This is a genomic window from Streptomyces sp. NPDC093089, from assembly GCF_044754405.1.
In the GTDB taxonomy this organism is placed as follows: domain Bacteria; phylum Actinomycetota; class Actinomycetes; order Streptomycetales; family Streptomycetaceae; genus Streptomyces.
Map to the genome: position 1 here is coordinate 360,027 of NZ_JBIVPA010000005.1, position 18,806 is coordinate 378,832.

15 protein-coding genes are annotated in these 18,806 nt (G+C 72.4%); 9 read left to right on the top strand and 6 right to left on the bottom strand.

Translation table 11 applies throughout. The annotated features are described in order from the left end of the window. Nucleotides 1-225: 225 nt before the first annotated feature. Nucleotides 226-792: a methylated-DNA--[protein]-cysteine S-methyltransferase gene (locus tag ACIQFX_RS14325; protein WP_402462401.1), complete on the bottom strand. Its 567-nt coding sequence runs from the start codon at nt 790-792 to the stop codon at nt 226-228. A 213-nt stretch (nt 793-1,005) separates the two neighbouring features. Here ACIQFX_RS14325 and ACIQFX_RS14330 point away from each other — a divergent pair, with 213 nt between their 5' ends. From ACIQFX_RS14330 to ACIQFX_RS14350, 5 genes are all read left to right on the top strand, one after another. Further along, the gene (locus ACIQFX_RS14330) at nt 1,006-1,905 is read left to right on the top strand and encodes an MHYT domain-containing protein (RefSeq protein WP_402462404.1); all 900 of its coding nucleotides are present in this window, start codon (nt 1,006-1,008) and stop codon (nt 1,903-1,905) included. Between the two features lie 71 nt (nt 1,906-1,976). Further along, nucleotides 1,977-4,115 carry an excinuclease ABC subunit UvrB gene (gene uvrB / locus ACIQFX_RS14335; protein WP_402462407.1) on the top strand — a complete coding sequence of 713 codons (2,139 nt, stop codon included), beginning with the start codon at nt 1,977-1,979 and terminating at the stop codon, nt 4,113-4,115. 141 nt (nt 4,116-4,256) lie between these two features. Continuing rightward, nucleotides 4,257-4,835, top strand: coding sequence for a TerD family protein (locus tag ACIQFX_RS14340; RefSeq protein WP_073806640.1), 579 nt, complete (start codon nt 4,257-4,259; stop codon nt 4,833-4,835). 104 nt (nt 4,836-4,939) lie between these two features. Beyond that, on the top strand, nt 4,940-7,003 hold the full coding sequence (locus ACIQFX_RS14345; RefSeq protein ID WP_402462410.1) for a TerD family protein: 2,064 nt from the start codon (nt 4,940-4,942) through the stop codon (nt 7,001-7,003). A gap of 246 nt (nt 7,004-7,249) precedes the next feature. Then, complete coding sequence (locus ACIQFX_RS14350) at nt 7,250-8,245, top strand: TerC family protein (protein WP_402462413.1); 996 nt, start codon at nt 7,250-7,252, stop codon at nt 8,243-8,245. Between the two features lie 66 nt (nt 8,246-8,311). On the opposite strand, the gene ACIQFX_RS14355 is transcribed toward ACIQFX_RS14350, so the two are convergent. From ACIQFX_RS14355 to ACIQFX_RS14365, 3 genes are all read right to left on the bottom strand, one after another. Further along, nucleotides 8,312-9,598 carry an MFS transporter gene (locus ACIQFX_RS14355; RefSeq protein ID WP_402462856.1) on the bottom strand — a complete coding sequence of 429 codons (1,287 nt, stop codon included), beginning with the start codon at nt 9,596-9,598 and terminating at the stop codon, nt 8,312-8,314. Nucleotides 9,599-9,751: 153 nt separating this feature from the next. After that, nucleotides 9,752-10,408 (bottom strand): MBL fold metallo-hydrolase, encoded by a 657-nt coding sequence (locus ACIQFX_RS14360; RefSeq protein WP_402462416.1) that lies wholly within the window; start codon nt 10,406-10,408, stop codon nt 9,752-9,754. 35 nt (nt 10,409-10,443) lie between these two features. Beyond that, nucleotides 10,444-11,169: a maleylpyruvate isomerase family mycothiol-dependent enzyme gene (locus tag ACIQFX_RS14365; protein WP_402462418.1), complete on the bottom strand. Its 726-nt coding sequence runs from the start codon at nt 11,167-11,169 to the stop codon at nt 10,444-10,446. Between the two features lie 204 nt (nt 11,170-11,373). Between ACIQFX_RS14365 and uvrA the strand changes: the two genes are divergently transcribed. Both uvrA and ACIQFX_RS14375 read left to right on the top strand, forming a co-directional pair. Continuing rightward, on the top strand, nt 11,374-14,388 hold the full coding sequence (uvrA, locus tag ACIQFX_RS14370; protein ID WP_402462421.1) for an excinuclease ABC subunit UvrA: 3,015 nt from the start codon (nt 11,374-11,376) through the stop codon (nt 14,386-14,388). Nucleotides 14,389-14,614: 226 nt separating this feature from the next. Continuing rightward, nucleotides 14,615-15,049 (top strand): Rieske (2Fe-2S) protein, encoded by a 435-nt coding sequence (locus ACIQFX_RS14375; protein ID WP_402462424.1) that lies wholly within the window; start codon nt 14,615-14,617, stop codon nt 15,047-15,049. Between the two features lie 9 nt (nt 15,050-15,058). Here ACIQFX_RS14375 and ACIQFX_RS14380 read toward each other — a convergent pair whose 3' ends face one another. Then, a complete protein-coding gene (locus ACIQFX_RS14380) occupies nt 15,059-15,988 on the bottom strand; it encodes a hypothetical protein (RefSeq protein ID WP_402462427.1) in 930 nt (309 codons plus the stop codon). A gap of 235 nt (nt 15,989-16,223) precedes the next feature. On the opposite strand from ACIQFX_RS14380, the gene ACIQFX_RS14385 reads away from it, so the two are divergent. Both ACIQFX_RS14385 and ACIQFX_RS14390 read left to right on the top strand, forming a co-directional pair. After that, entirely contained in the window at nt 16,224-16,811 is a 588-nt protein-coding gene (locus tag ACIQFX_RS14385; protein WP_402462430.1) for a papain-like cysteine protease family protein, read from the top strand. Next, complete coding sequence (locus ACIQFX_RS14390; protein ID WP_402462432.1) at nt 16,808-17,680, top strand: hypothetical protein; 873 nt, start codon at nt 16,808-16,810, stop codon at nt 17,678-17,680. The genes ACIQFX_RS14385 and ACIQFX_RS14390 overlap by 4 nt, the downstream gene beginning before the upstream one ends. A 331-nt stretch (nt 17,681-18,011) precedes the next feature. On the opposite strand, the gene ACIQFX_RS14395 is transcribed toward ACIQFX_RS14390, so the two are convergent. Continuing rightward, nucleotides 18,012-18,776: an SDR family NAD(P)-dependent oxidoreductase gene (locus ACIQFX_RS14395; RefSeq protein WP_402462435.1), complete on the bottom strand. Its 765-nt coding sequence runs from the start codon at nt 18,774-18,776 to the stop codon at nt 18,012-18,014. Nucleotides 18,777-18,806 lie beyond the last annotated feature (30 nt).

Genomic DNA, 18,806 nt, shown 5'->3' on the forward strand with positions numbered 1-18,806 from the left:
GACGTGAGTGTGCCAGCCGTCCCACCCGTTGGGAACGCCACCAAGGCATCCGGAGCACGGGCCGCCCAGGGCCCGAGGACGGGCCGGCTGGGAACCGGACAGGGCGCCCGTTCGGATCCGGACAGGACGCTCGCCAGGTTCCGGACGAAGACCTCGCCGAGTCCCGGACGAGGAGCACGCTCGGACCCGGCGGAGGCACCGCTCGGACCCGGCGGACGCGCCCGTTCAGAACAGGGGCGCGGGCAGGACGCCCTCCAGGGCCAGCAGCTGCCGCTTGGTCTCCAGGCCGCCCCCGAAGCCGCCGAGCCCGCCGTCGCTCTCCACCACGCGGTGGCACGGCACCACCAGCGGCAGCGGATTGGCGCCCATCGCCGCCCCGACCGCCTGCGCGGCGCCGGGCTGCCCCACGCGCCTCGCCAGCTCCCCGTACCCGACGACCGTGCCGTACGGGACGCCGGTGGCCAGCTCGCGCAGCACCTGCCGGTTGAAGCCGGTCGTCAGACTCCAGTCCAGGGGCAGGACGATGTCGCCGGGCTCGCCCGCGAAGTAGCGCTCGAACCGGCGCACCGGCTCGGCGAGCAACCCGTCGGCGCGCTCCACCGGCTCCGCGCCGAGCTGCCCGGCCAGCCGGTCGAGCATCCGCTCCCGCCGCGCCGCGTCGGCGTGGAACTCGACCCGGACCAGCCCCCGCCCGGTCGCGGCGAGGAGGAGCGGCCCGATATCGCTCGCCATGACCGTCCACTCCACAGGGACGGCCCTCGCCGCGCGCGCGGGCCCCGTTTCGATGTCCATGCCGCCCACGGTACGACCGGGCACCGACAGCCGGGTCGGACCACCGGCGGCGGCCCAAGATCACGGACCGGTCTCGCTCCGGTCTCGCCACCGGAAATTCCCCGGTCACATGGTCGCCGGGGTCCCTTCGCGCCATAATCTCGCCGGTAGTACTACCCAGCGGTACCGACTGTTTTCGGACGACGTTGCACCAGGGGTGGAGGACACACGCTCATGCAGGGCACGGTCGACGGATTCAGCTACGGGCTCGTCACGCCCGTGGCCGCCTTTCTCATGGCGTGCCTCGGCGGCGCCCTCGGGCTGAGGTGCACCACCAGATCGCTCCGCCACCGCGACAGCTTCAAGGCGGGCTGGCTCGCCCTCGGCGCCACCTCGATCGGCACCGGCATATGGACGATGCACTTCATCGCCATGATGGGCTTCTCGGTCCAGCAGGCGCCCGTCAGCTACGACCGTCCCATCACCTTCGCCAGCCTGGGCGTCGCCGTCCTCGTGGTCGGCGTCGGCATCTTCATCGTCGGCTACCGCGGTGCCACCGCCCTCACCCTGGTCACCGGCGGCACCATCACCGGCCTCGGCGTCGCCACCATGCACTACCTCGGCATGGCCGGCATGCGCCTCCAGGGCCGCGTCGAGTACGACACGCTCACCGTCGCGCTCTCCGTGGTCATCGCCGTGGTGGCCGCCACCGCGGCCCTCTGGGCGGCCGTTTCCGTACATGGGTTTCTGGCCAGCCTCGGTGCGAGCCTGGTGATGGGCGTCGCCGTCAGTGGTATGCACTACACCGCCATGGCCGCGGTCAGCGTCCACCTGCACGGAGCGGAGGCCCGCGGCGTGACCGGCGACACCGCGACCTCGCTCCTCCTGCCGATGCTGATCGGCCCGGCGGTCTTCCTGATCCTCGCCGCCGTCGTCGTCATGTTCGACCCGCTGCTCGTGATGGGCGACCCGGACTGGCAGCGGCCCGACGCCCGGAGCGTCAACCGTCCCGGAGTGCCCGCCCCGCGCCACGTGCCCTCCTACGGCGAGCCCGCCAACTGGTCCGCGCGCCCCTCCGGACGCGCCGCCCGCAGGAGCGTCCCCCGGGGCGGCCACCGCTCCCAGGACTGGTGACGGGACGGCCGCCGACGGGGCGGTGAGCCGATCGCCGCCCGACTGTCGGTGCCGGGTCGTACGGTGGTTCCATGCGGCCCGTTTCCAAGATCGAACGTTCGGTGGCGCCCTTCGAGGTCGTCAGCTCCTACCAGCCAAGCGGCGACCAGCCCGCGGCCATCGCCGACCTCGAGCGGCGCATCCGCGCGGGCGAGAAGGACGTCGTGCTCCTCGGCGCGACCGGCACCGGCAAGTCGGCGACCACCGCCTGGATGATCGAGAAGCTCCAGCGCCCCACCCTCGTGATGGCGCCGAACAAGACGCTGGCCGCCCAGCTGGCGAACGAGTTCCGCGAGCTCCTGCCGAACAACGCGGTGGAGTACTTCGTCTCGTACTACGACTACTACCAGCCCGAGGCGTACGTCCCCCAGTCGGACACGTACATCGAGAAGGACTCCTCCATCAACGAGGAGGTGGAGCGGCTCCGCCACTCCGCGACGAACTCCCTGCTCACCCGCAGGGACGTCATCGTGGTCGCCTCCGTCTCCTGCATCTACGGCCTCGGCACGCCCCAGGAGTACGTGGACCGCATGGTCCCCCTCAAGGTCGGCGAGGAGCTCGACCGCGACCAGCTGCTCCGCCGCTTCGTCGACATCCAGTACACCCGCAACGACCTGGCGTTCACCCGCGGCACCTTCCGCGTCCGCGGCGACACCATCGAGATCTTCCCGGTGTACGAGGAACTCGCCGTGCGCATCGAGATGTTCGGCGACGAGATCGAGGCCCTCTCCACCCTCCACCCGCTCACCGGCGAGGTCATCAGCGAGGACCGCGAGCTGTACGTCTTCCCCGCCAGCCACTACGTCGCGGGCCCCGAGCGCATGGAGCGCGCGGTCAACGACATCGAGCGCGAGCTGGAGGTCCGCCTCGCCGAGCTCGACAAGCAGGGCAAGCACCTGGAGTCCCAGCGCCTGCGCATGCGGACCACGTACGACATCGAGATGATGCGGCAGATCGGCTCCTGCTCCGGCATCGAGAACTACTCGATGCACTTCGACGGCCGCGAGCCCGGTTCCGCGCCCAACACCCTCATCGACTACTTCCCCGAGGACTTCCTCCTCGTCATCGACGAGTCGCACGTCACGGTGCCGCAGATCGGCGCCATGTACGAGGGCGACGCCTCCCGCAAGCGGACCCTCGTCGACCACGGCTTCCGGCTCCCGTCCGCCCTCGACAACCGCCCCCTGAAGTGGGAGGAGTTCCAGGAGCGGATCGGCCAGACCGTCTACCTGTCCGCGACCCCGGGGACGTACGAGCTGTCCCGCGGCGACGGCTTCGTCGAGCAGATCATCCGCCCCACCGGCCTCGTCGACCCCGAGGTCGTCGTCAAGCCCACCGAGGGCCAGATCGACGACCTGGTCCACGAGATCCGGCTGCGCACCGAGAAGGACGAGCGGGTCCTCGTCACCACCCTCACCAAGAAGATGGCCGAGGACCTCACCGACTACTTCCTGGAGCTCGGCATCCAGGTGCGCTACCTGCACAGCGACGTCGACACCCTGCGCCGCATCGAACTGCTCCGCGAACTGCGCGCCGGAGAGTACGACGTCCTCGTCGGCATCAACCTCCTCCGGGAGGGCCTCGACCTTCCCGAGGTGTCCCTCGTCGCCATCCTCGACGCCGACAAGCAGGGCTTCCTGCGCTCCGGCACCTCCCTGATCCAGACGATCGGCCGCGCCGCCCGAAACGTCTCGGGCCAGGTCCACATGTACGCCGACCGGATCACGCCGGCGATGGAGCAGGCCATCGACGAGACCAACCGGCGCCGCGAGAAGCAGATCGCGTACAACACGGAGCACGGCATCGACCCGCAGCCGCTCCGCAAGAAGATCAACGACATCGTCGCGACCATCGCGCGCGAGGAGATCGACACCGAGGAGCTCCTCGGCAGCGGCTACCGCCAGGCGAAGGAGGGCAAGGGTGCCAAGGCCCCCGTCCCCTCGCTCGCCGCACACGGCCCGAAGGGTCGCGGCAAGGCCGGCGGGTCGGGCTCGACGGTCGAGCTCGGAGACCGTCCCGCCACCGAACTGGCCGCGATCATCGAGGAGATGACCGACCGGATGCGGGCCGCGGCCGCCGAGCTGCAGTTCGAGGTGGCCGCCCGGCTCCGCGACGAAGTGGGAGAGCTGAAGAAGGAGTTGCGCCAGATGAAGGAGGCGGGACTCGCCTGACCGGACGCGGTCCGGTGTGTTGCAAGACCGACACAAAACCGGACCGCACCTCCGCGGTGTCGGTGGCGCTGCGTAGGGTGCTCGACAACCGCACGCACCGGAACAGCGAACGCGGGGAACGCCAACGAGAGGGGCATACGCGTGTCGGTCAACATGACCAAGGGCCAGGCCATCAGCCTGGAGAAGAAGGGCGGGGGCAGCCTCACCCAGGTGCGGATGGGCCTCGGCTGGCAGGCCGCGCCGCGCCGCGGCCTCTTCGGCTCGCGCACCCGCGAGATCGACCTGGACGCCTCGGCGGTCCTCTTCGCCGACAAGCAGCCGGTCGACGTGGTCTTCTTCCGCCACCTGGTCAGCGACGACGGCTCGGTCAAGCACACCGGCGACAACCTCGTCGGCGGCGCGGGCCAGGGCGGTGACGACGAGGCGGTCCTGGTCGACCTGGAGCGGGTCCCGGTCCACATCGACCAGATCGTCTTCACGGTGAACTCCTTCACCGGCCAGACGTTCCAGGAGGTGCAGAACGCGTTCTGCCGGATCGTCGACGAGACGAACGGGCAGGAGCTCGCGCGCTACACCCTGGACGGCGGCGGCAACTACACCGCGCAGATCATGGCGAAGGTGCACCGGGTCGGCTCCGGCTGGCAGATGACCGCCCTGGGCAACCCGGCCAACGGCCGCACCTTCCAGGACCTGATGCCGGCGATCCTGCCGCACCTGTAGTCGCGGCGCTGACCGCACCCACAGCTCCCGGAGGCACCAGGCCGCCGGGAGCTGTCCCGCATGAACTCGTTCGGGCACCAGGAAACACCGAGGGGACAGAGTCGATGACGGCCGAGCTGGTCCGGGGGCAGAACCACCCCCTGCCCGACACCCGACTGGAGATCCGGGTGTCGGCCGGGCACCCCGTCGTCGCCGGAGCCACCCTCGGTGACGAGCACGGCCGGATCCCCGGCGCGGAGTGGATCGCCCACCCCGGCGCGCCCTCGCTGCCCGGCGTCGACGTCCCCGGGCGGTGCGCCGCCGACCACCGCCTCACCGTCGACCTGACGGCGGTCCCCGAGGCCGTCCACCGCGTCTCCGTCCTCCTCGCCCTCCCGCCGGGCGCCGGCGGCGTCCGCTTCGGAACCCTCGCCGCCCCCTTCGTCGCCGTCGCCGGCCGGGACGGCACCGACGTCGCCAGCTACACGATCACCGGACTCGGCAGCGAGTCGGCCGTCGTGGCCCTGGAGCTCTACCGCCGCCAGGGAGCCTGGAAGGTCCGCGCGATGGGCCAGGGGTACGAGGGCGGACTCGCCGCCCTCCTCGGCGACCAGGGCGTGGACCGCCCCGCCGACCTGGCCGCGTCCATCCTCGCGGCGGCCGCCCCGGAACCGCCCGCCACCGAGCCGGCCCGTCCGCTCGGCGACCAGGCGGCGCGCCTCCCCGAGGTGGAGCGCGTCGGCCGGTCCGCACCGCAGACCGCACCCGACACGGCTCCGACCGTGTCGGACACCGTCCCGACCGTGCCGGACACGGCTCCGACCGTGTCGGACACCGTCCTGACCGCACCGGACACGGCCCCGACCGTGTCGGACACCGTCCCGACCCCGATCCCGCCGCTGCCGCCGACGCCCCCGGCCGTGCCCACGACGGGCACGCCCACCCCCGCCGCGGGCACCCCCGCCACGCCCACCCCCGCCGCGGGCACCGGCGGCCCGATCAGCTACGCCCATCCCCGACGCCGGGCCGCCGCCCCCGAGCCCCGGCAGGCGCCGCCGGCGCCGGTCGCCGGGGACGCCTCTGGCTGGTCGATGGACGAGCGCCTGTACAACCAGGTCTGGGGGATGTTCGAGGACCTGGCCCGTACCGCCGCCGCCTACCGCAGCGCCTGCGACTTCGCGGAGTCCCGGCTCGACCGGGAACTCGACCAGTCGCTCTCCGACTACCGCTCCCGGGTCGGCGGCGCGAACGACGCGGCCCGGGCGACCGCCCGCGCCCGGCACGACGAGCTCGTGGAGCGGGCCAAGGAGGTCCTCGACCGGGACCTCGCGCAGCTCGCGGCCGAGTCCGAGGTCGTCGAACCGGCCCTGCCGCCCGCGTACGCCCGCTGGGACAGCCCCGTCTGGCACGCCTACCGCGTCCCGGCCGAGGAGCCGATGGCCGTCCGCCTCGGAGACCTCCACCTCCCCGAGCGCACCGACCTCCGGATCCCGATGCTCGTCCGGCTGCCGCTGGAGCGGGGGATCTGGGTGGACAGCGGGAGGGGGCACTCCGAGGCCGCCGCGCTGCTCGACGAGATCGAGCTGCGGCGGCTCGCCCTGGACAGCGCGGTCGCGCACGCCGCCCGGCTGCTCGCCGCGCACCCGGCGGGCGAGTTCACCGTCCACGTCCTCGACGCCGCGGGCGCGGGCACGACCGCGCTCGCGCCGCTCGTGGAGACGGGTGTGCTGGCCGCCCCGCCGGCCCGGGGCGCGTCCGGGGTCTCCGCGGTCCTCGAACAGCTCACCGAGCGGGTCGACCTGCTGCAGATGGCGGTGCGCGGCGGTGCCGCCGACGCCCTGCCGCCCGGTCTGGACACGGCCCGGCAGCTGCTGATCGTGCACGACTTCCCGCACGGCTTCGACGACCGGGCGGTCACCCGGCTCCGGTACCTCGCCGACGAGGGCCCGTCGGTCGGCGTCCATCTGCTGATGGTCGCGGACCGGGCGGACGCCGCCGCGTACGGCCCGCTGCTCGACCCGCTGTGGCGCTCGCTGCTGCGGCTCACCCCGGTCCCGGACGACCACCTCGCCGACCCGTGGGTCGGCCACGCCTGGTCGTACGAGCCGCCGATCCTCCCGCCGGGCGGCGGGGTCCTGCGGCAGGTCCTCGCGCAGGTGGCCGCCGCCCGCCATGGAAAGCGGCCTTGACCTGGGTTTTTGGCGGCTCTTTACCCTGCCCTTTACCTTCTCTTGGTCTTTCGGGTAGTCTTTTCCGTGCGGAGGGGAGTACTCCCCATTGCGCGGCGTACCCGTCAATACGGACGGATCCTCGGTGATCCGATCCCGGGGCGTCGGCCCGGCTGCGACGGTCCGTCGCACGGGTGGAAGAGACCTCCGGCAGCGACGACGCTGATCAAGTAGCCGTACGACGCCGGAGGCGCAGTGGACGTTTCAATGACCCTGTGGGTCCTGACCATTCTCGGTCTGGGTGCCCTGATCGGTGCCGACTTCTTCATCGGGCGCAAGCCCCATGACGTGTCGGTCAAGGAAGCCGGCATCTGGACGGTCGTCTGGATCGTGCTCGCCGCGCTGTTCGGCGTCGGCCTGCTGGTCTTCGGCAACAGCCAGGCCGCCGGAGAGTTCTTCGCCGGCTACATCACCGAGAAGTCGCTCAGCGTCGACAACCTCTTCGTCTTCGTCCTGATCATGGCGAAGTTCGCGGTCCCCTCGCACCTCCAGCAGCGCGTGCTGCTCGTGGGCGTGCTGATCGCCCTGGTGCTCCGCGCGATCTTCATCGCCGCCGGTGCCGCGATCATCGCGAGCTTCTCCTGGGTCTTCTACATCTTCGGCGCGTTCCTGATCTACACCGCCTGGAAGCTCATCCAGGAGGCCCGCGCCGACGAGGACGAGGACGACTGGGAGGAGAACCGCCTCCTCAAGACCGTCGAGAAGAAGTTCGGTGTCGCCGACCGGTACCACGGCACCAAGCTCTTCATCGTCAACAACGGCAAGCGGGTGCTGACCCCGCTGATGATCGTCATGCTCGCCATCGGCACCACCGACATCCTCTTCGCCCTCGACTCCATCCCGGCGATCTTCGGCCTCACCCAGGACCCGTACATCGTCTTCACCGCCAACGCCTTCGCCCTCATGGGTCTGCGGCAGCTGTACTTCCTGATCGGCGGCCTGCTCAAGAAGCTGGTCCACCTCAGCTACGGCCTGTCGGTGATCCTCGGCTTCATCGGCGTCAAGCTGGTGCTGCACGCCCTGCACGAGTCCGGGGTCCACGTCCCCGAGATCTCCATCCCGGTCTCCCTCGCGGTCATCGGCGGCGTCCTGGTCATCACCACGATCACCAGCCTGATCGCCTCCAAGAAGCAGGCCCAGCGCGAGGCCGCCGAGAGCGTGGCCGTCGCCGACGGCGCCGAGAAGGACAGCATCGGCGCCTGACGCGGCACACACGGCGACGGCCGGCCCCGGGACAGCGTCCCGGGGCCGGCCGTCGCCGTTCTCCGGTCAGGCGGGCACGGCCTCCTCCGCCTCCGGGCGCGACCGCCCCGGCAGCGTCTCCGGCAGCAGGGCGAAGCAGGCCAGACTGACGAGGGCCACCAGCGTCAGATACGCCGCCACACCCCAGGGCGGACCGGAGCCGCCGTCCGAGAGGGCCGTGGCGACGAGGGGCGTGAGGGCCCCGCCGAGGACGCCGGCCAGGTTGTAGCCGACGGCGGCGCCCGTGCAGCGGACCCGGGGCTCGTACAGCTCCGGCAGGTACGCGGCGACCACCGCGAACATCGTGATGAAGGCCAGCAGCGAGCCCAGGAACCCGAGGAACATCAGGAACGGCCGCGCGGTGTGCAGCAGCGCCACCATCGGGAACATCCACAGCGCCGAGGCCGCGCACCCCGCCAGGCACAGCGGCCGGCGGCCCCAGCGGTCGGCGAGCAGCGCCACGAACGGAGTGGCCGCGCCCTTGATCGCCACCGCCGCCATCACACAGGTCAGCATCACCGTGCCGCTCACCCCGAGCCGCTCGGTGCCGTAGGCCAGCGCCCAGGTCGAGACCGTGTAGAAGACCGCGTACCCGACCGCGAGCGCCCCCGCCGTCAACAGCACCAGGCGCCAGTGGTCGCGCGCCACCTCGGCCAGCGGGGCGCCCGCGCGCCGCCCGGACGCGGACAGCTCTTCGAACTGCGGGGTCTCGGCCAGCGACGTGCGCAGCAGCAGTCCGGCCGCCGCGAGCACCCCGGCGGCCCAGAACGGCACCCGCCAGCCCCAGGCGCGGAACTCCGCCTCGCCGAGCCCGGCCGTGAGCGCCAGCGTCACCCCGTTCGCGAGCAGGAAGCCGATCGCCGGACCGACCTGCGGGAAGCTCGACCACAGGGCCCGCCGGTGCTCCGGGGCGTGCTCGGCGGTCAGCAGCACGGCCCCGCCCCACTCGCCGCCGAGCCCCAGGCCCTGGAGGAAGCGGAGCACGAGCAGCAGCACGGGGGCGGCGATGCCGAGCGTCGCGTACGTGGGGACGCAGCCGACCGCGACCGTGGCGCAGCCGGTCAGGAGCAGCGAAGCGAAGAGGACCGGCCGCCGCCCGTAGCGGTCGCCGACGTGGCCGAAGAGGACCGAGCCCAGCGGCCGGGCCAGGAAGCCGGCGGCGAAGGTGCCGAAGGCGGCCAGGGTCCCGGCGAGCGGGGAGAAGGTCGGGAAGAACAGCGGACCCAGGACGAGGGCCGCCGCCGTCCCGTAGACGAAGAAGTCGAAGAACTCGATGGCGGTGCCGACGAGCGAGGCCGCGGCGAGCCGCCCCATCGACGGGGCCGGGGGCTTCGCCGCGTCCGGGACGGCGGGGGAGGCGGGTGGCGACTGAGGGTGACTGTGGGGCATGTCGCGCCAACTACCCCGCCGCCGCCCGGGTTACGGGGGCGTGCGGAGGCGCGCAGCTCCGGGGCCGCGCGCCGGGCGTCACCAGCCGCGCTCGCGCCACTCCGCGAGGTGCGGGCGCTCGTCACCGAGCGTGGTGTCCTTGCCGTGGCCCGGGTAGACCCAGGACTCGTCCGGCAGGACGCCGAAGAGCTTGGTCTCCACGTCCTGGATGAGGCTCTGGAAGGCCCCCGGGTCCTTCCAGGTGTTGCCCACCCCGCCGGGGAACAGGCAGTCGCCGGTGAAGACGTGGGGGTGCCCGTGCGGGTCGTCGTAGACCAGGGCGATCGAGCCCGGGGTGTGCCCGACCAGGTGGCGGGCGGTCAGCTCGACCCGGCCCACCCGGATCGTGTCGCCGTCCTCGACGGGCACGTCCGTCGCGACCGGGATGCCCTCCACGTCGTACGCGCCCGCGTACGTCCGGGCTCCGGTCGCCGCGACCACGTCGGCGAGCGCCTGCCAGTGGTCGCCGTGCCGGTGGGTGGTGACGACGGCCGTGATGCCGTCGTCACCGATCAGCGTGAGGAGCGTGTCCGCGTCGTTCGCCGCGTCGATGAGCAGCTGCTCGCCGGTCGCCCGGCAGCGCAGCAGGTACGCGTTGTTGTCCATCGGACCGACCGCGACCTTCGAGATCATCAGGTCCGTCAGCTCGTGCACGTCCGCAGCTCCGCCGACCTTCACCACTCCGCTGTACGTCATGGGCTCAGACTAGCCCCGGGGAGTGATGGTGGCGGCTACAGCGCGGGGAGCGCGGGCAGGGAGCCTCCCTCGACCTTCAGCGCGGAGCCGTCGCGGCGGCCCGCGAGCCATCCGAGGAGCTCGGGCGCGGAGCCGGAGACGACCAGGGGAGCTCCCTCGGCGCCTCCGCCGGTCGTCCAGATGCCGCCTTCCTGCAGTCCTCCGCCCTGGGTCCAGATGCGGCCCTCGTCGGCGCGGACGGCGGTCGAGGGCACGTCCTTGTGGCCAGAGAACCGCTCCGCCAGGAAGTCGATCTCCCGCAGGACGAACTCCTCCGGCAGGTCCTCCAGCTCGTAGCCGACGCCGAGGTCGACGTGGTGCAGGGCGACCTCCACCCAGCGGCGGAAGGGGATCCGGGAGGCGCTGTCGGTGACGCCGTTGCGGAGCTCGACCGTGCGGGCCCAGTCGGCGGGCTCGGCGCCCGCGGCCTGGAAGCGGTCGGCGGACTCGCGCAGGTCGGCGAGGTGGACGTCGAGGGGGCGGGCGGAGTCGCGCTCGATGTCGGCGTCGCGGGTCGCGGCGTCCGCGTACATGGGCCGGCCCTGGAGGACGTTGACCAGAGCGTCGGCGTTGCGGGAGAGGTGGGCGAGCACGTGGCCGCGTGTCCAGCCGGGAAGCCGTGACGGCTCGGCCGTCGACGCGTTGTCCCATGAGGCGACGTCGGCGATCAGCCGGTCGGTCGCTTCGCGGACGGAGGCAAGGTCGAGTTCGTGGTCGATCATGGCGCCGACCCTAGGGGGTGGCGCACCGGTCCGGCCAGGTCTTCGAGGGCTCGGCACCTCGGCGCCGCCACTCGTTCGGGTGAAGCGGTCTGCGAGCGGCCGGAAATCGAATGTGCGTGCTATAGGCTCGACGGAAGCATCCGGCATCCTTGGTTGTTGGGTGTGTCAGGCACATCCGCTCTCTGAAGAAAGGTGCGGACCGGCGTGGCCGACCGTCTCATCGTCCGTGGCGCTCGCGAGCACAACCTCAAGAACGTCTCGCTCGACCTCCCGCGTGACTCCCTCATCGTCTTCACCGGGCTCTCGGGATCGGGCAAGTCCTCCCTCGCGTTCGACACGATCTTCGCCGAGGGGCAGCGCCGGTACGTCGAGTCGCTCTCCTCGTACGCCCGGCAGTTCCTCGGCCAGATGGACAAGCCGGACGTCGACTTCATCGAAGGTCTGTCGCCCGCCGTCTCCATCGACCAGAAGTCGACCTCGCGCAACCCGCGCTCGACGGTCGGCACCATCACGGAGGTCTACGACTACCTCCGGCTGCTCTTCGCCCGCATCGGCAAGCCGCACTGCCCCGAGTGCCGCCGCCCGATCTCCCGCCAGTCGCCGCAGGCCATCGTCGACAAGGTCCTGGAGCTGCCCGAGGGCAGCCGCTTCCAGGTCCTCTCGCCGCTCGTGCGCGAGCGGAAGGGCGAGTTCGTCGACCTCTTCGCCGACCTCCAGACCAAGGGCTACAGCCGCGCCCGGGTCGACGGCGTGACCGTGCAGCTGAGCGAGCCGCCGACGCTGAAGAAGCAGGAGAAGCACACGATCGAGGTGGTCGTCGACCGCCTCACCGTGAAGGACAGCGCCAAGCGCCGGCTCACCGACTCCGTCGAGACCGCGCTCGGACTCTCCGGCGGCATGGTCGTGCTCGACTTCGTCGACCTCCCCGAGGACGACCCCGAGCGCGAGCGGATGTACTCGGAGCACCTCTACTGCCCGTACGACGACCTGTCCTTCGAGGAGCTGGAGCCGCGCTCCTTCTCCTTCAACTCGCCCTTCGGTGCCTGCCCCGACTGCACCGGCATCGGCACCCGCATGGAGGTCGACCCCGAGCTGGTCGTCCCCGACGAGGACAAGTCCCTCGACGAGGGCGCCATCCACCCCTGGTCGCACGGCCACACCAAGGAGTACTTCGGCCGGCTCATCGGCGGACTCTCCCAGGCCCTCGGCTTCCGTACGGACATCCCGTACGCGGGACTGCCGCAGCGCGCCAAGAAGGCCCTGATGTACGGCCACAAGACCCAGGTCGAGGTCCGCTACCGCAACCGGTACGGGCGCGAGCGGGCCTACACCACCCCCGCCTTCGAGGGTGCCGTCTCCTTCGTCAAGCGGCGCCACACCGAGGCCGAGAGCGACTCCAGCCGCGAGCGCTTCGAGGGCTACATGCGCGAGGTGCCTTGCCCCACCTGCGAGGGCAGCCGCCTCAAGCCGATCGTCCTCGCGGTCACGGTCATGGACCGGTCCATCGCCGAGGTCTCCGCGATGTCCATCAGCGACTGCGCCGAGTTCCTCGCCCGGCTGACGCTCAGCGCCCGCGACAAGAAGATCGCCGAGCGGGTCCTCAAGGAGGTCAACGAGCGGCTGCGCTTCCTCGTCGACGTCGGCCTCGACTACCTCTCGCTCAACCGGGCCGCGGGCACCCTCTCCGGCGGCGAGGCCCAGCGCATCCGGCTCGCCACCCAGATCGGCTCCGGCCTGGTCGGCGTGCTCTACGTGCTCGACGAGCCGTCCATCGGCCTCCACCAGCGCGACAACCACCGGCTCATCGAGACCCTGGTCCGGCTCCGCGACATGGGCAACACGCTCATCGTCGTCGAGCACGACGAGGACACCATCAAGGTCGCGGACTGGGTCGTCGACATCGGCCCCGGCGCAGGCGAGCACGGCGGCAAGGTCGTCCACTCCGGCTCCCTGAAGGAGCTCCTCGCCAACGAGGAGTCGATGACCGGGCAGTACCTGTCCGGCCGCCGGTCGATCGCCACCCCGGACATCCGCCGCCCCATGGACCCCGCGCGCCGGCTCACCGTGCACGGGGCCCGCGAGAACAACCTGCGGGACATCGACGTCTCCTTCCCGCTCGGCGTCCTCACCGCCGTCACCGGAGTCTCCGGCTCCGGCAAGTCGACCCTGGTCAACGACATCCTCTACACCCACCTGGCGCGCGAGCTCAACGGCGCCAAGTCGGTGCCCGGACGCCACACGCGCGTGGACGGCGACGACCTCGTCGACAAGGTCGTGCACGTCGACCAGTCCCCGATCGGCCGCACGCCGCGGTCGAACCCGGCGACGTACACCGGTGTCTTCGACCACGTCCGCAAGCTCTTCGCCGAGACGATGGAGGCCAAGGTCCGGGGCTACCTGCCCGGCCGCTTCTCCTTCAACGTCAAGGGCGGCCGCTGCGAGAACTGCTCCGGCGACGGCACCATCAAGATCGAGATGAACTTCCTCCCGGACGTCTACGTCCCGTGCGAGGTCTGCCACGGCGACCGGTACAACCGGGAGACCCTGGAGGTCCACTACAAGGGCAAGTCCATCGCCGAGGTCCTGGACATGCCGATCGAGGAGGCCCTCGACTTCTTCGAGGCCGTCCCGACCATCGCCCGGCACCTGCGCACGCTCAACGAGGTCGGCCTCGGATACGTCCGGCTCGGCCAGTCCGCGCCGACGCTCTCCGGCGGCGAGGCGCAGCGCGTCAAGCTCGCCTCCGAGCTGCAGAAGCGCTCGACGGGCCGCACGGTCTACGTCCTGGACGAGCCGACCACCGGTCTGCACTTCGAGGACATCTCGAAGCTGATCAAGGTCCTCTCCAACCTGGTCGACAAGGGCAACTCGGTGATCGTCATCGAGCACAACCTCGACGTCATCAAGACCGCGGACTGGGTCATCGACATGGGCCCCGAAGGCGGCAGCGGCGGCGGCCTGGTCATCGCCGAGGGCACGCCGGAGGAGGTCGCCTCCGTCCCGGCGAGCCACACCGGCAAGTTCCTCCGCGAGATCCTCGGCGCCGACCGGATCAGCGACGCCGGCGTGACCGTTCCCGCGGCGCGCGGTGCGAAGAAGACGGCGGCGAAGAAGGCCCCCGCCAAGAAGACCGCCGCCCCGGCCAAGGCGACGGCCACGAAGGCGGCGGCCACCAAGGCCACCGCCAAGAAGGCGACCGCCCGGGCCCGCAAGGCGTGACGGCAGGGCGGGGCCCCACCCGGGGCCCCGCCCTGCCCTCCCCGCGGCTGCCTCAGCCTGCCGCCGGTCACCTCCCCGCCGTCCGCTGCCGTCTGTTGCTCGCCTGCTGCCCACTGGCGTCCGCCGGCCGGGTCAGGGGCGGGCGCAGGGCAGCCGGAGGACGCCGGTATCGTCGGTCGGGTCACCCCTTGGGGTGTGTTGTCCCCGATCTCACCGTGGAGCGCTCATGTCCGGCCAGTCCAGCCGTCGCACCGTACTGAAGGGCGCGGCCCTCGCCGGTGCCGCAGGGCTGGGAGTCGCCGCCTGCTCCACCGAGTCGAAGCTCGGCCACGCCGAGGTCCCCACCCCGACCGCGCCGGTCCGGCTCGGCGCCCCGGACGAGGTGCCGGTCGGCGGGGCCAAGCTCTACCGCGAGCAGCGGCTCGTGGTGAGCTGCCCGGCCAAGGGCCAGTACAAGGCGTTCAGCGCCCAGTGCACCCACGCCGGCTGCGTCCTCGACAAGGTCGAGGAGAACGAGGGCAACTGCCCCTGCCACGGCAGCCGCTTCGACGTCACGACCGGCAAGGCGCTCCGCGGCCCGGCCACCGTCCCGCTGCCCGAGGTCCCGATCCGCGTCGAGGACGGCGCCCTCGTCGCCGGCCCCGAGGCGCCCCGGGCCTGAGCCGGGCACTCACGCCCAGTCCCAGTCGATCCCCAGGATCCCCGGGCGCACACCCTGCTCCACCAGGTGCACCGTGCGGTGCCGGCCGCTCAGGGTCAGCTCCGCACGGCCCCCGCGCGGCGCGCCCGCGGAGGCCTGCGCGAACCTCCGGCAGCGCGCCGGAAGCGCGGCCTCGTCGAAGCGGACCTGCAGCACGTACTGACCGCCCGCGAAGCTGAACCCGCGCACGTACTCCCCGCTCGGCCCCGCCGTGCCGTCCTCGAAGCCGTACGAGAAGAGGTACGTGTCCCCGGCGCGCAGCCGCGCGTCGAAGAGCAGCTCCGCGACCAGGACGCCCGTCCCGGCATGCCACCGCACCCGCCCCGTGCGGCAGTTCTCCACCGCCAGCACGGCCACCCGGGACGGGTCGCAGCCCGGATCCCCGTGATGGATGGCGAGGTAGCGGTCGACACCGTTCCGGTGCGCCCGCACCACGTGCTCCGACTCCCGCCCGAGCAGCTCCCGCCCCGCCCCGATCCGCACCCGCTCGTGGTGCCCCACCGTGTGCAGCCCTCCGTCCGCCGGCACGTCGAGGCCCGCGAGCAGCTCCTCGACCGCGCCGGACGCCTCCACCAGCGAGCGGTACGAGCGGGCCGCCGGGCGCTCCCCCTCGGACCGGGCCGCCGCGTCCTCCGTCAGGAGCCGCAGGAGCGAGTTCCCCGGCAGCTGGAGCACCTCCTCCAGGGCGCGCACCGCCTTCAGGGACTCCGGCCGCTGCGGACGGCGGGCCCCCTGCTGCCAGTAGCTCAGACTCGTCACCCCGACCCTGACACCCCGGTGCGCGAGATGGTGCTGGACCCGCTGGAGCGGCAGCCCGCGCACCGCGAAGGCCGTGCGCAGCGCCAGATGGAAGGGGCCGGTGTGCAGCAGCTGCACCAGATCGGCCTCGGTGTGGCCCACGAGGACTCCTCAGTGAACGTTCACGACGGGGATGCGGACCGTCGCGCCGCGTGGGGTGGGCGGGCAGGTGGGCCGAGGGCGTCCGTTCACACCCGGGTCACACCGTTCACAGTCCGATGTCACCCCGCATTGAAGCGTGTTGACCCGCTCCCGACAACGGAACATGCTCCTGACCAGCGTCCGGACGCGCTCCTCCACTCCCCACATCCCCACCCCCCGCCATGGGAGGAACGCGATGCGCAGCAGAAGACTGTCCCTCGCGGCTCTCGCCGCAGCCGCCCTCTTCCTCGTCCCCACCGCCTCCGCCTCCGCCGCCCCCACCGGCGAGGACGTCTCCGCCCTCGCCTCCAAGCGGCTGAACATCACCATGCAGGCCCAGCAGAAGACCAACTGGTGCTGGGCCGCCGGCGGCAACACCATCGCCACCTGGTTCGGCCGCAACTACAGCCAGAACCAGTTCTGCAACGCCGCCTTCAACCGCCGGCAGGGCTACGACTGCCCCAACTCGCAGGCCACACTCGGCAACGTCCAGACCGGCCTGAGCTGGGCCGGCATCAACCCCGGGTCGTACGTCGACGGCTGGCTCCGCTACTCCACCGTCCAGACCGAGATCAACGCGAACCGGCCCGTCGAGACCCGGATCCAGTGGGCCGGCGGCGGCGGCCACATGCACGTGGTGTACGGCTACGACGACTCCGGCAGCTGGGTCTACTGGGGCGACCCCTGGCCCTCCAGCGACCGGTACAACTGGGCCTCGCACTCCTGGTACGTCAACAACAACTCGTTCTCCTGGACCCACTCGCTCTACCGGATCGGGGCGTGACGACGATGACCGCACGAGCCACGGCCACCGGCCTCCTCACCGCCGCCCTCACCACCCTCCTCGCCCTCGGAGCCGCCCCGGCCTTCGCCGCCGGCCCCCCGCCCGCGCCCACCCCGGAACAGGCCGCCTCCGCACCGGCCACCCTGGACACCCTGACCCGCTTCTTCGCCCGCGACGCCGCCCGCACCCCGGGCACGGACGGCACCCGTGCCGGCTCCGCCGCCCCGGGCATGGACGGCGCCCTCGCCCGCTCCGCCGGCGCCCCACGCGTCGACGGCGCCTCCGTCCCGGTGAGCGTCCTCTCCCCGGACTTCGTCGCCGGGAAGCCCGGCGCGCCCGTCGCCCGCGTCGAGTTCCGCGCCACCCGCGCCGTGGCCGCCGACGGCCGGACCGCCTCCCTCTGGACGGTCGAGCAGCCGGACGGCTGGCAGGTCGTCAACATCGCCACGGGCGACGACGAGATCCGCTACGCCGAACAGGGCGCCCGCCTCCTGCCCGGCGGCCTCGTCTTCCGCGAGCCCCAGATCGACGCCTGGTACGTCCAGAAGGGCGCCAAGGTCCTCCCGCTCGACGAGGACGCGACACGGGCCGTCGGCCGCGGCGGCACCACCCTCGCCGCGTACCGCGACCGGGTCGCGCGCGCCTACGCCGACAAGCTGCCCGGCTCCGGCTACGCCCGGAAGGGCGCGGCGGGCGGCTACGGAGCCGCCCCGTCCGCGCCCGCCGGAGCTGTCGCGGCGTCCGCGCCCGCCGGAGCCGCCGCGGCGCCCGACCTCTCCGCCGGGGCCGCCGCTGCGGGTGCGGGAGCGGTCGTGGCCGGCGGCCTCGCAGCCGCCGTCGCCCTACGCCGCCGCACCTCCAGGACCTGACCTCCTGCCCTGCCGACCCGCCCGCCACGGAGCCGCCCCCACCGGCCCCCGTGGCGGGCCCACCCTTTGCCCGCCCCGTTTGCGGCCCTCCACCCCGCCGGCCCGGCCCACCCCGCTGTAGGCCTTCACCCCACGGGGTGGTCCCCCCGTGGCCGGGAGCCGCACCTCTGTCCGGTCCGGGTGGGCCAACGGCCGGCGTGCGGGCCACACGCCTGCTGGCACGGGTGGCGCGGGCCCACACGGGGGTGGGCCGGGATGAGCCCGCCCGGGAGGCTCACCCGGCGCGGGCCCATCCCGGATGCCCACCCGCCGCGGGCGCGAAGGGCTGGGGTCAGTGGGCCAGGTAGCCGCCGTCTACGGGGAGGACGGCGCCGGTGATGAAGGAGGCTTCGTCGGAGGCGAGGAAGAGGATGGCGGAGGCGACCTCGTCGGGGGTGCCGAAGCGTGCCATGGGGTGGGCGCGGACGACGTCCGCGAGGTACTCGGGCCCGCCGGGCTCGTGCCGCGCGGCGGCGACGCGTTCGGTCTCGATGGTCCCCGGGGCGACCGCGTTCACGCGGATTCCGCGCTCGGCCCATTCCACGGCGAGGTGCTTGGTCAGTCCGGAGGCGACGAACTTCGCGGGGCCGTAGACGGCCTGCCGGGCCTGTCCGGCCACGCCGGAGATGGACGAGGTGCAGACGATGGCGCCGCCGCCGGAGACGAGCATGGCCTCGATCGCGTATTTGCAGGTGAGGAACATGCCGCGGCCGTCGACGGCCATGACCTCGTCGAAGTCGGACGCCTCGGCCTCGGTGACGGAGAGCAGCGGGATGACGCCGGCGTTGGCGACGAGGACGTCGAGCCGGCCGAACCGTTCGACGGCGGTGGCGATCATGCGCCGGGCGTCGTCGGGGCGGGAGACGTCGCCGGTCACCGGGACGACTCCCTCCAGCGTCGCGAGGCGTTCCGCGTCGCGGTCGGCGGCCACGACGCGGGCCCCTTCGCGGAGGAACCGTTCCGCCGTCGCCCGCCCGATGCCGCTCGCCGCGCCCGTGATCACGCACACCCGGTCCGCGAGCCGTCCCCGTGCCGTTTCCGCACCATGATTCGCCATGCCTCGCCAACGAGCGAGCCCGGCCGGAGT

Coding starts and splice junctions, on each gene's coding strand:
- ACIQFX_RS14385 (WP_402462430.1), top strand. CDS start 16,224: ATGCGCAGCAGAAGACTGTCCCTCGCGGCTCTCGCCGCAGCCGCCCTC.
- ACIQFX_RS14350 (WP_402462413.1), top strand. CDS start 7,250: ATGACCCTGTGGGTCCTGACCATTCTCGGTCTGGGTGCCCTGATCGGT.
- ACIQFX_RS14360 (WP_402462416.1), bottom strand. CDS start 10,408: ATGACGTACAGCGGAGTGGTGAAGGTCGGCGGAGCTGCGGACGTGCAC.
- ACIQFX_RS14325 (WP_402462401.1), bottom strand. CDS start 792: ATGGACATCGAAACGGGGCCCGCGCGCGCGGCGAGGGCCGTCCCTGTG.
- uvrB (WP_402462407.1), top strand. CDS start 1,977: ATGCGGCCCGTTTCCAAGATCGAACGTTCGGTGGCGCCCTTCGAGGTC.
- ACIQFX_RS14395 (WP_402462435.1), bottom strand. CDS start 18,776: ATGGCGAATCATGGTGCGGAAACGGCACGGGGACGGCTCGCGGACCGG.
- ACIQFX_RS14365 (WP_402462418.1), bottom strand. CDS start 11,169: ATGATCGACCACGAACTCGACCTTGCCTCCGTCCGCGAAGCGACCGAC.
- ACIQFX_RS14375 (WP_402462424.1), top strand. CDS start 14,615: ATGTCCGGCCAGTCCAGCCGTCGCACCGTACTGAAGGGCGCGGCCCTC.
- ACIQFX_RS14330 (WP_402462404.1), top strand. CDS start 1,006: ATGCAGGGCACGGTCGACGGATTCAGCTACGGGCTCGTCACGCCCGTG.
- ACIQFX_RS14345 (WP_402462410.1), top strand. CDS start 4,940: ATGACGGCCGAGCTGGTCCGGGGGCAGAACCACCCCCTGCCCGACACC.
- ACIQFX_RS14355 (WP_402462856.1), bottom strand. CDS start 9,598: ATGGGGCGGCTCGCCGCGGCCTCGCTCGTCGGCACCGCCATCGAGTTC.